General features: G+C 40.9%; 7 protein-coding genes and 1 pseudogene. 1 reads left to right on the plus strand and 7 read right to left on the minus strand.

Features of this window, described 5'->3' with window-relative positions; genetic code table 11:
• Positions 1-163 precede the first annotated feature (163 nt).
• From STRDD04_RS09165 to tgt, 3 genes are all read right to left on the minus strand, one after another.
• Positions 164-1981, minus strand: coding sequence for an acyltransferase family protein (locus tag STRDD04_RS09165; RefSeq protein ID WP_062201689.1), 1818 nt, complete (start codon positions 1979-1981; stop codon positions 164-166).
• A 169-nt stretch (positions 1982-2150) separates the two neighbouring features.
• Entirely contained in the window at positions 2151-2795 is a 645-nt protein-coding gene (locus STRDD04_RS09170) for a uridine kinase family protein (protein WP_062201691.1), read from the minus strand.
• A 26-nt stretch (positions 2796-2821) separates the two neighbouring features.
• Positions 2822-3964 (minus strand): tRNA guanosine(34) transglycosylase Tgt, encoded by a 1143-nt coding sequence (gene tgt, locus STRDD04_RS09175; protein ID WP_005591306.1) that lies wholly within the window; start codon positions 3962-3964, stop codon positions 2822-2824.
• Between the two features lie 150 nt (positions 3965-4114).
• Between tgt and STRDD04_RS09180 the strand changes: the two genes are divergently transcribed.
• Positions 4115-4954, plus strand: coding sequence for a DUF975 family protein (locus STRDD04_RS09180; RefSeq protein WP_062201693.1), 840 nt, complete (start codon positions 4115-4117; stop codon positions 4952-4954).
• 42 nt (positions 4955-4996) lie between these two features.
• Here STRDD04_RS09180 and STRDD04_RS09185 read toward each other — a convergent pair whose 3' ends face one another.
• From STRDD04_RS09185 to STRDD04_RS09200, 4 genes and pseudogenes are all read right to left on the minus strand, one after another.
• On the minus strand, positions 4997-5500 hold the full coding sequence (locus STRDD04_RS09185) for a kinase (protein WP_037616443.1): 504 nt from the start codon (positions 5498-5500) through the stop codon (positions 4997-4999).
• A gap of 1 nt (position 5501) precedes the next feature.
• Complete coding sequence (locus STRDD04_RS09190) at positions 5502-5939, minus strand: CoA-binding protein (protein WP_062201696.1); 438 nt, start codon at positions 5937-5939, stop codon at positions 5502-5504.
• Positions 5940-6104: 165 nt separating this feature from the next.
• Entirely contained in the window at positions 6105-8747 is a 2643-nt protein-coding gene (polA, locus tag STRDD04_RS09195; protein ID WP_062201698.1) for a DNA polymerase I, read from the minus strand.
• 61 nt (positions 8748-8808) lie between these two features.
• A pseudogene (locus STRDD04_RS09200) lies at positions 8809-12217 on the minus strand (ATP-binding protein); the annotation flags it as partial.

Genomic DNA, 12217 nt, shown 5'->3' on the forward strand with positions numbered 1-12217 from the left:
CTTACAAATCATTTTTTCTTGATATAAAAGTAGGTAGAATTACTTGGTAAGAAGACAAACTAATCCTTCTATTTCTTAAAGTCAGTTTATTTCCTACTGGCTTAGTTAAAGGACTTGTATAGATTTTTTAACCGCAAGGATGACGTCCCCATGCCTCAGGAATTTACTTGTGTTTTACAGGTCCATCTGCTGCTTTTGCAACAGCATCTTTAATTTCCTGTGCATAGAGTCGACCACCTGCAGCAATTGTGTCTGCATCTTCTCCAAAGTGGATATGATCACTACCCACCCAGATTTCTGGATGCTCCTTGGCAGCAGCGTTCCAGTCGGCAATGGTGACATAGGCATATTTCTCGGCCAACTCTCTGGCATATTGTGCATGCTTTTCAGCGACAGGATTGTCATATTTGTCTGAGTTACCATCGTATGGAGTTACCAGAATAAGCCTGTGCCCCTTCGGTAAGGCTTTGACCAACTCGTTCAGTTCTTCTTCATAGTTAAAGACAATATTAACACCGGTTGCTACCACGACAGTCTTGAGCAAGCCGCCAGCCGCAGCGTTGTTGCTCATAATTTCACGAGCCTGAGCTGTGTTGCGACTGCCTTGGGCATCGACTTGTGCATCTGGCAGAACTTCCTTGAGCGGGGTACTAGCCCGCAAGGTCACAGAATCGCCAATAATCGTCACACCGTCTGCAATATTGTACTTACTGGCTTCTCCTTTTTCTGCAAGACTTTTAGTCTGATTTAGCTTGGCGTCTGCCTGATGAAGGCCATTGACTAGCATATCTGTCTCAAACGCCCCAATCTTCGGAGCGAGTCCGATAGCCAACAGGCTGATGAGAAACAAAACTAGCGAACTGATTGCCAAGACCTTTTTTAACTGCGGAAAATGCAAGTCCCAACCGAGAAAAGCAGGGGATTTCCCAGCGATGATTGGCTCAATAACATAAAAGGACAGGCCGGCAAAAGCAAGAGAAAGAAGACTTGTTAACATCACCGCAGGCAGATTGCCCATCAGTTGTGAAAAAATTGTGTAGAAAGGCCAGTGGAAAAGATAGACTCCATAACTCGTATCAGCAATCATTGTTAAAACCAGCGGTTCTTTTAGATCTGGAGTTTTCTCATGCAAGACCCGCGTAGCCAATATCATAGCCGCCGCTGACAAACTGGCCAAAAGAAAGCCAAATAAATAGGTAAAAAGTGAATCAAACTTGACCCAAAGCATCATCACGACTAAGAGACCCGCTCCCGCCGCAAAGACCAGACAAGCTTCTCGCAAAGACCAAGAGTGAATCACTTTCTTTAACAGGCCTGTCATCTGTTTGATACCAGTCAGGGTCGCTAGAATACTACCGACAAAGAAGGGATAAATGTGAGTCCATGTTGAGAAATAAAGCCCCGAAAAACTGAGTCCTAAAAGGCCGCCAATAAACATACTGAGAAAGCTGATAAGCAAGCCCAACGAAGACAGCAAAAAGATACTGCCCCTCAGCTGACCGGCTGTTTTGCAGTATTTGGCCAAGTACCAGACAGCCAGTCCCCAAAGTAGATAATAATGAACCTCTACAGCCAGACTCCAGTTATGAACAAATAAATGTGGAACAAACTGAGCCTCGTAGCTTCCACCCGTCATTATTTCATAAAAATTAGTCACAAAGCCCATGACTGCCGCAATCTGCGTTCCGATACCAGACACAAAATCCCGGCGAATCAAAAAGGTAAAGGGCATGACCACCAATACCATGACAATGACAGGGGGAACAATCCGATAAAAACGCCGGCGAAAGAAGGCTAGAAGCTCTATTTTTTTACTCTGAGAAAACTCATCAATCAAGAGCGCTGTAATCAGAAAACCTGAAAAGGTGAAAAAGACATCAACACCGAGAAATCCCCCGGGAAATAATTTTTGAAAAAAGTGATACAAGAGAACCAGCAATAAGCCTGTCACTCGAACCATTGAAAACCATTTGATACGCATATTTCTCCTACATCCTTTTCACTACTGCTGCAGACCGACCAACTCCCGCAAGCCTAGATCACTGCTGAGTCAATCAAGCCAAAAATTCTGTTAATTGCTGCATTTAGCAACGTTGCTATAAAATCTATTTTACCAAAAAATAGGCCAAAAAACCAAAAGACCTGGAATTTTATTTCCCAAGTCCATTGCTTATTTTATCTATTCCAAAGCCTTCTCCAGCCTGGCTGATGAGAATATCCGCCTCTTCCTGATACAGTTTATAGTAGTGTTCATATTGCTGACGGCGGCTGGTGTGCGTTTGCCGAATCCAGTGCATATTGCGGCCGCGAACAGCTGTATCTCGAGCCAAGCGGCGCTCTAGTTCTGTCTCCTCATCTGTATAAAAGCAAATAGATAGATCAAACAAGCTTTTAGGCAAAAAAGCTGCTGACATGCCTTCTACTATTAAAATTGGCTTTCGTGCTGACAAACGCAAACTTGGTGACCAAGCTTTGCCAATGGTGAGAATATCTAGACCAGACTGCAAAGCACAAATATCGCGCTCCAGACTACTGAGTTCATGAACGGCTGGAATACAAGCCGTTACTTTTTGATGAGGAAAGTCTTTAGAACTGAGCAAATCTCGATACTCCCCAGTAATTACATAAGGATCTGTTTCCAGAAGATTGGCTCGTTCCTCACCCAAGGCTAGCTGGAGTTTTCGAGCAAAAGTTGACTTACCCGAAGCACCATGACCGTAAATACGCAGGGTGTGCTTTTGACCATCCGACAGGTAGTCTACCAAGCTTTCCAACAATTCTCCTTCATCAGACATATTTCTTCCCTTCTTAATGAAGACTCTTAGAAATTTCTCTTGGAGCGATTGTAGCCGTAGCGCTCAACAAAGTCTTCGCGGAATTCCAACAGATTATCATCCATAATAGCTTGACGAACCTTCTTCATGAGATTTACCAAGAAGTAGAGGTTGTGATAGCTGGTCAAGCGGAGACCAAAGGTTTCATCAGCCTTGAGTAGGTGGCGGATATAGGCGCGCGTGTAGTTTGTACAAGTGTAGCAATCACAGTCGTGATCCAGCGGCGTAAAATCTTCCTCAAACTGGGCATTTTTAACAACCAGACGCCCTTCGCTAGTCATACAGGTACCGTTTCGGGCAATCCGAGTCGGCAGAACGCAGTCAAACATATCCACCCCGCGGATAACACCGTCAATCAAGCTATCTGGCGCTCCAACTCCCATGAGATAGCGAGGCTTATTTTCAGGCAGCAAGGGCGTTGTGAAATCCAGCACCGCATTCATCTCCTCGTGAGACTCTCCGACAGCCAGACCTCCGATAGAGTAGCCTGGGAAATCCATGCTGACTAAATCCTGGGCAGACTGACGACGCAAATCTTCAAATCCAGCACCCTGAACAATACCAAAGAGACCTTGGTCGTGTGGCCGAGTGTGGGCCTTGAGTCCACGCTCTGCCCAACGGCTAGTCCGCTCGATGGACTTCTTGACATAGTCATAAGGCTGGTAGAACTGCGGGCACTCATCAAAGGACATCATGATGTCGCTGCCCAGATTGTTCTGAATAGAGATGGCCTTTTCTGGCGACAGGAACATCTTGGAACCATTAAGATGGTTTTTGAAAGTCACCCCTTCTTCTGTGATGTTGCGGCTGTCAGCTAGAGAATAAACCTGAAAACCACCACTATCGGTCAGAATAGGCTGGTCCCAGTTCATGAACTTGTGCAGCCCACCCGCACGAGCAATCAGCTCATCACCTGGTCGCAACCAGAGATGGTAAGTATTGGCCAAGATGATACCAGAGCCCATTTGCTTGAGCTCCTCAGGAGACTGAGTCTTGACCGTAGCCTGAGTGCCGACCGGCATAAACATAGGTGTTGGAAAGGTGCCATGAGGTGTGATAATCTCTCCCAAGCGCGCACCTGTGTGCTTTTCTTTTTTAATCAAACGATACTGAATCGGTGAATCTGACATTTTTACCTCCGATGCTGGGAAAAACAGTCCCAGCTATTTTCTTCTATAAAATAAGCGGTAATCGTTCATAAGATACCGTATGATTTTACCAAAAAAAGTCTCGTCTGTCACGATATGTGGTATAATAAAAATCATGAAATGGAGGTCTGTATGAATTTAAGCGAAATCCGTGCCCAGGCACGCACTATCCGAAATCAAACCAATGGCATTTTCTCGCTCTTTGCTATTCCAACTCTGGTAACCATTTTATCTACCTATCTGTCTCCCAACCGTCATCTGGAGGAGATTATTCCCCAGTTGGAAGTCAATCAAGCCTTTGTTGTGATTTTTGGTCGCCAGATTTTCCCGCAAATCGTGGAATTTGTCATCGCCCTGCTCTTTTTATCGGCTAGCTTTAGCATGATAGAAGTTGTCCGAAAAAAACGCGATACGGTTGGTCTTGCTGATATTCGCCGAGTTTTTTCCGCAGAGCTTTTTTCACCGATTTTTATCACACAGCTGACTAAGAGCCTTCTCCTCTTGTTGTGGAATTCCATCAGCCTCGTCGGTTCCTTCTTTCTTGTCTTCAGCAGTTACAAGGTACTGGCTATTTATGAAAAAATCTCAGATTTGTCCCGATTGACGACTGATAGTCCTGAGGTAGAGCAAATTGTCAGCTATGCCCCGATGATGTTTCTCGGTACTCTTATCGTCTTGGCTGGTACGGCAGTATTCCTGATTGCCAACTACGCTTACTCTCAGACCGATTTCATCCTTTATGATCAACTGAGTACAGGCACTTACCAAGGTCCTTGGCAAATCATTACGCAAAGCAGACGCATGATGAAAGGCTATAAGTGGAAACGCTTCTTGCTGGATCTGAGCTTTATCGGTTGGTATATCCTGATCGGTATTACCCTGGGAATAGCTGGAGTCGTGGCCTATCCGTACATCACAACAGCTCGGGTGCTCTTTTATGAAAAACTGAAGGAAGAGAGAAAGCTGAGTTGATTGGCCATTCATGACTGTATTACAAAAGGTTGAGCTCAAATCTCAACCTTTTTCTCTATTCAAATCCTGAACAATCCGCTCAAAGGCTGCTTCTAGAGAATCTTCATTCCTAAAGAATGATTCCTCTTCCCAGCCTAAGAAATCTCGGTCTTTCCACCAGCGCTTCATGTCGGCTGGGGTAAATTCTTCTTGTTTAACTCTGGTCTGATGGCGGCGGACTGTTTCTTTAAAGGATAGGTCATAGTAGTAAGCAAAGACCTGCGGAGCGAAGATTTTTTTCAACCGCTCTAGCATCTGTCCGTAAATGTCCGTCTCATAAAACCCTTCTACCAGAACCAGCAAATCATGTTCGTAACCGAAGCGTGCCAATGTTTCCGTCAGGTCAATAGACAAATTTCCCGGCTCAACTTTTTCCTTGAGCATATCCCGTCTAACCGTATCCTGTGATATCAGGAGAGTTCCTCGACCATAGTGAGCCTGCAGTTTCTTAGACAGACTCGACTTGCCAGAACCCGAATTGCCACGGATGATAACTAATTTCGCCACCTTACTCTCCCAAAATCAAGCGTGTATGCTCGCGTTTAATACAGCGATCCATGACAATGTCGTCCCGACCGGCTGCTCGCAGAATCTGCTCAGCTTCTTCATTTTCCAAGCCTAACTGAGCCCAGAAAATCTTGGCATCCGCTTCTAGAAAATCACGTGCCACATCTGGCAAAAACTCGCTGCGGCGGTAGACATCAACAATATCGACTGGGAAAGGAATATCTTTGAGACTGGCATAAACTGTTTCACCAAAAATCTGACTGCCCGCAGCCCGCGGATTTACCGGAATAATGCGATAGCCTCGCTCCTGCATCTCCTTGGACACACGGTTGCTGGTCGTTTCTTCGCGGTCAGACAGGCCGACAACGGCAATCACCTTGCTGATTTCTAGATAGCGCTTGACAACGCCGTCACTGGGATTTTGAAAATGATAAGTCATAGGCTTCCTCCTCATTCATAATAAAGTTGGATAGTTTTGCAGTATTTGCATCTTAACTGAATCCGAGCTAAAACCTTAGAAAATAGATAATCCGTTCTAGGAGCATCGCTCCTTCGTCCGGATTCCTAATTTTCAGTCGGTTTTTGACGCTCTTTGTATCTTGATTTACTTTGCTTCGTACCAAGTTTGGCCGGCATTTTCATCAGCTACTAGCGGAACGGCCAGCTCAATCGCAGCTTCCATGGTTTCTTTGACTAGCTGGCGGACGGCTGTTAGCTCGTCATTTGGCACTTCCAGCACGATTTCATCGTGAACCTGCAAGAGCATGCGAGACTTGAAATTCTTCTCTGTCAGAGCTCGGTCCAGATTAATCATAGCGACTTTGAGAATGTCTGCAGCAGAGCCTTGGATCGGACTGTTAATGGCTGTGCGTTCAGCAAAATTGCGGATGTTAAAGTTGCGGGAATTGATGTCTGGTAAGGAGCGACGGCGATGGTAAATGGTCTCTACATAACCCTTATCACGCGCTTCGCGGACGATGGTTTCCATATAATTCTTGATCCTAGGGAAACGCTCAAAATAAGTCTGAATATAGTCTTTAGCAGCCTTGCGGGAAATTCCCAAATTATTGGCCAGACCGAAGTCGGAAATGCCATAGACTACTCCGAAGTTGACAGCCTTGGCATTGCGGCGGTCATTAGGCGTCACATCCTCTGCCTTCTCGATGCCAAAGACCCGCATAGCTGTTGCCGTGTGGATGTCTTCCCCATGCCGAAAGGCAGCTATCAAATGCTCATCCTGAGAAATGTGAGCCAGCACCCGCAGCTCAATCTGGGAATAATCCGAGCTGAGTAGTACGCTGTCTGCCCACTCTGGCACAAAAGCCTTGCGAATGAGGCGCCCTTGCTCCAAGCGAACGGGGATATTCTGAAGGTTAGGGTCAACCGAGGACAGGCGGCCCGTCTGGGTCAAATCCTGAACATAGCGAGTGTGAATCTTGCCGTCAGCTGCAATCGCCTCCTGCAGTCCGATGATATAAGTGGACTGGAGCTTGCTGATTTGACGGTATTCCAGAATCTTAGATACAATCGGTGCAATCGGTGCTAAACGCTCCAGCACATCAACTGCTGTCGAGTAGCCTGTCTTGGTCTTTTTGGTGTACTCCAGCGGCAGCCCCATATCCTCAAAGAGAATAGTTCCCAGCTGTTTAGGTGAGTTGATATTGAACTCCTGACCAGCCAGATCATAAATCTCCTGGGTCAGACTTTCCAGCGTCTTTTCATTTTCTGCCTGCATGCCCTGCAGGGTTTCCCGCTCAACCTTGATTCCCGCAATCTCCATCTTGGCTAAGACAAAGGCCAGCGGCTGCTCCATTTCAAGCAACAAATCCAGCTGGTCGTGGGAACGGAGCTGTTCTTGCATTGGCTCTTCTGTTTCCAGCAGTACTTGGACCTTACGAGCTAGATGCTCAAAGAGCAGCTCTTGCTCCGGCAGAGCGCGCTTGACTCCCTTGCCATACACCTCGTCATCAGTCGGCAGAATTATTTGGCCGTAAAGGCGAGCAATGGTCGCCAGCTCATTGTCCTCGACCGTCGAAAGCAGATATTTGGCTAGACGCGCATCAAAGGCTGCTACTGGCAGTTCGATACCATAATGACTGAGCAGTACCTTGGTCCGCTTGAGGTCGTAGGTTTTCAGAGCTGTTTTTGCCAAAAATTCCTGAAAGAGAGGCTGTTGCAGTAAATCGCTGGTGCCGACATAAATCTGACGGCTATCGCCCCAGGCAAGACCGACAATCTCTTCCTTGTGGTAGTTGTCACCCAATATTTCAAAATAGAAAAATTGCTCCGATGCCAGCATATCTGCTGTCACCTCAGTCACTTTAGTAAATTCAATTGGTTTGACTTCTACCAGCTCCTGACCAATCCCTAGCTGAGCCTTGAGCTGCTTGAAGCCCATCTCGTCATAGAACTTGCTCAGGGTCTCTATCTGAGGACCGTTATAAACCAAATCATCCAGCCCGATTTCAATCGGAGCCTGAGTATTGATGGTGGCTAGAGTTTTAGATAAAAAGGCCTTGTCCTTGTCATTGATCAGATTTTCCTTCATCTTAGAAGCCTTGAGCTGGTCAATATTTTCATAGAGATTTTCCAAAGAGCCGTACTCCAAGAGGAGCTTGAGACCAGTCCTCTCGCCAATCTTGGTCACGCCGGGGATATTATCCGACTTGTCCCCCATCAGCGCCTTAAGGTCGATGAACTGCTCCGGTGTAATGCCCATCTTTTCCATGAGGTAGGCTGGGGTAAACTCTTCGAATTCGGCCACACCTTTCTTGGAAATCTCCACCATGGTATTGTCATCCGTCAGCTGAATCAGGTCCTTATCTCCACTGACAATGATTACATCGTAAGGGACAGGGGTCTTTTCAGCCATCTTGTCTAAAGTCCCGATGATGTCATCAGCCTCGTACTGAGCCAAATCGTAGTAGTGAATGCCCAAGTGCTGCAGCATTTCTCGGATAAAGGGAAGTTGCTCACGAAATTCATCTGGTGTCTTGGCCCGACCTGCCTTGTAGTCGGCGTACATCTCGGTCCGGAAGGTCGTCTTGCCAGCATCAAAAGCTACCAGGATATGGGTCGGCTGCACGCGCTCCATCAAGTGATTGAGCATGAGATGGAAGCCATAAATGGCATTAGTATGCAGACCAGATGGACTCTTGAAACGGTCGATTTGATTATAAAGCGCAAAAAAAGCGCGAAAAGCAACGGACGAACCGTCGATTAATAATAACTTGTTCTTTTTTTCCATAGTTTTATTATAACACGAAAGGCGGACAAAGACAGAAAAGGCGGTGTGGAAAATAATTTACTTAAAACTCTTTTTCCAATTCTCTTTCAATAGCTTTACGCTTGCCATCAATTAGTTTATCCAAGTATATTAGCAAGTTAATGTAGTCTATATCATCTTCAAATATTTCTTTGATCTTTTCTAAGAGTTCTTTTTCTAGTTCCAAGACCGGAACGTGACTACCAGTAAATAAATATGAATACGGACTAAAATGTATTTCTTGAAAAGACTTCTTACCAAATTCTTTCGATTTGAGCAGTTTAAATAATAGTAATCTTTGCTTACTATCTTCTATAACTTCTACACCTAGATTGACTAATCTAATTGCAAATTGCTCATTGTTTGTTGCCTCCAGCATTTCTAATATGATCTGACTGTCATTTTTTAGAATATCATCAAGCATATTGTTATAGTAGTAATATGGCCTATTTATTGCAAAGCGGATAAACTTTTTATAAATTTCTTTCTTATCTCTAAATCCATTTATAGTATGTAATACCATGTATCCTAAATTAGAGCTTCCCATTTTTAGCTCATCAATTTTCTTCAATACTTCTACCGCAAAATTAATATCATTTTCTCCTAATTTTTGAAAAAGCTTATAGGTGTGATCCTTACTGCTCCCTAAATTGATTAAATACTGAGACTTTAAATCGTTTTCTCCAATTAGATTTATTAATTTTGGCACCTCTTCTTCTCTTATAAAATCAAAAATAACAAAATTATTATTCACCGCTTTTTGTATTAACAACTCTTTTAAACTAGGATCTTTCAAAATCAATCTCTCAAAATTTAAAATTGTAAAATAACATGGTAAAGAATTAGCTTCTAGAATACTCTTTAATGTTTGTAAATCTTCATTTTTTACTTTTTCAAGTTGAGTTAAATAAGCAAGCTCCCATTCATATTTTTCTAATTCTGGAGAGGATGCAATAACATACCGCATTGAACTTTTCTCAATATTTTCTAAAAAACTAATAGGGGTCCTGTTTTCAAAATGATAGTTTGATTTAAACATAGAATTTAAAAATTTTATCTTATTATCATTTTTTAATAGCAAAAACATATTAAATAGCACCAGTTCAATATTTATATCATTCATAAACAAGCTATTTTTAAATTGATTTGCAAAATTGAAAATATTTTGCAAATTGCTTGAATAGCTATTTGCAATTTGTTGTAGTTTAATTTCAGCATCATCCTCATAAAACCAAGCATGTTTAGGATTTGTTAAATTATTATATATTTTTTGTCTGTCAGAGATTATATAATCATCAAAAACAATCGGTAAGTTTTCTTTCACTTCAGCTTTATGCAAAGCATAGACTATTTTTTCTCCAATCATAGATAAGTTTTTAATGTCATTAAAAAATAATTTCCTAATATTTCTCAAATCTCCAAGGATAGTATTACAATGACTTTCTGAATAGGTCAAAATTTTTCTTCTGTAATCATATAGCATTTTCTCAATATAAAATCTAGTTTCATAACTCCCTATATTATACAAATTCGCTAAAAGTTTTAGTATACTTCTATGATACTGTTTTAATTTTTCACTATCTGGGACTTTATAGCGCCCAAATGTAAATGTCTCTTCATGAGCTTCTGTTCTTTCGATTTCAATTTTAAGATACTGCTTCAAAATTGTCACGATTAATTCTTGGTTATAACTTTTTGTCAAATCAAGATTAGCAAGTTCAGAAATGGTATTTTCAGCTAAGGTATAATCAATATATTCTCTTTCTGTAACCAAACCGTAGTTTGCTTCAAGAATACTATAAACCTCAGAAATCTTATTAGGATTTTTATCAAAGTACTTTAACAATAATTGGAGAATTTGACTACAATATTTTGTCCGTGTAGTTACAAATACAATATTTAAAACTGAATCCTCAATAGATTCCTTTTTATCTTTCTGATTAATAAAATTAGTCTTTGTATAAGCCTCAGACTTTATATTATCAATTTTATTTTTAACATGTGAAATTGCTTCTAAAGGAAGTAATACTCCAAATTGTATTAAAAATTTTTCTTTAAGTTCGTCATTTTCAAAATTACTTTCAGCATAATAAGTTCTAACTGCATCTGAAATGCTTTCCAGATCATCCTTTGACCTAATAAAATTGGAACATTGATTTAATATTTGAACAAATCTTTGATCGTTTACCGGATATAACTCATGTAAAATTTCTAAAATTGATATTTTCTTATTAATTAAAAACTTGATAACTATATAATCATCTAATGATTGATCTGCTATCTTTACAATTTTGTCGTTATAAATATTACACAACTCTCGCTCATGAAGCTTCTCCACTGCACTCTTAAAGTCAGTATTTGTTATATCAGTTATTTTAGTAATTTATTGAATTTCTGGTTCTCTTCTAAACTTTCCAGTCTAATCTTTTTTAAGTAAGATAAAATAAATAAAGTCTTTTGTTCTGCATAAATAATGTTGTTTTTATTTAAAATTTCTTCATAGTAATCTTTTAAAATATCAATCTCATCATTAAAATTAATCAAATCCTGAGAACTAGATAACTTCGCTGCAATGACTGCAATACGTGGATTACTTTTAGATATCGTTTTAATATGCTCAATTTCTTTACGAGTAAACTCAGTCTGGGAGAATTGACTGAGTAATTTTTTGAAATTATCATCTTTTAAAAGTTCTGGCTCAATATTATTGTACCCATAAACTCTAATATTATTAATTACATCTTCTTTAGCATAATCGCGTACCGTAAGAATAAAACTAATATTATTTGTCGTGTTCAATAGACCAAGTGTCGAAATATAATTTTGTGTGGTATTAACATCATCAATAAAAACAATATTTTCTTTGTGTAAATTTAGATTGCGTTTTACATCTTGATAAATGTCTTGATTGTTGCTCTTAACACAAATAATGTTATATTTATTTCGGTCGAGCAAAGAGCAAATTTCAATTGCTAATCTAGTTTTCCCTGTTCCAGGCTTAGCAGATATTAAGAAAATTCGTTTTTCACTTGATTTAATGGTATTTATAATTTCACTTATATCTCCAATATAATCATTTGATATAGGAGCATTAGTTTTACTCTCATCATGAATTCTTATGAAGTCATTGATAGACCAAATTTGCTCTGTAGATTCACTGATTGATAGATACTCTTTTGCTAAATATTGAAAATCTAGCTTTTTAAGATCATTAGCAATTTCATTAATTCCAATCAATTCCAGCTGGTAAGGCTCAGCCATTTTTTCTAGATCTTCTTTTTGTTTAATTGTTATATTTGAAGAAGTATGACAACAAATAAGTCTCCCAACTTTATCTTCAGCAATATTTTCATCTAAAATTTTTTCTTTAACTGACTGAATGTCTCCTTCTAATTTAGATATTACAGACTTATGGGTGCCATACATAATATAAACATATTTACCATCTTCCT

The sequence above is a fragment of the Streptococcus sp. DD04 genome (assembly GCF_001578725.1).
Classification (GTDB): domain Bacteria; phylum Bacillota; class Bacilli; order Lactobacillales; family Streptococcaceae; genus Streptococcus; species Streptococcus sinensis.

Excerpts from the sequence above, each read along its gene's own strand:
- STRDD04_RS09170 (WP_062201691.1), bottom strand. The coding sequence starts at position 2,795 with ATGTCTGATGAAGGAGAATTGTTGGAAAGCTTGGTAGACTACCTGTCG.
- STRDD04_RS09165 (WP_062201689.1), bottom strand. The coding sequence starts at position 1,981 with ATGCGTATCAAATGGTTTTCAATGGTTCGAGTGACAGGCTTATTGCTG.
- STRDD04_RS09190 (WP_062201696.1), bottom strand. The coding sequence starts at position 5,939 with ATGACTTATCATTTTCAAAATCCCAGTGACGGCGTTGTCAAGCGCTAT.
- polA (WP_062201698.1), bottom strand. The coding sequence starts at position 8,747 with ATGGAAAAAAAGAACAAGTTATTATTAATCGACGGTTCGTCCGTTGCT.
- STRDD04_RS09180 (WP_062201693.1), top strand. The coding sequence starts at position 4,115 with ATGAATTTAAGCGAAATCCGTGCCCAGGCACGCACTATCCGAAATCAA.
- tgt (WP_005591306.1), bottom strand. The coding sequence starts at position 3,964 with ATGTCAGATTCACCGATTCAGTATCGTTTGATTAAAAAAGAAAAGCAC.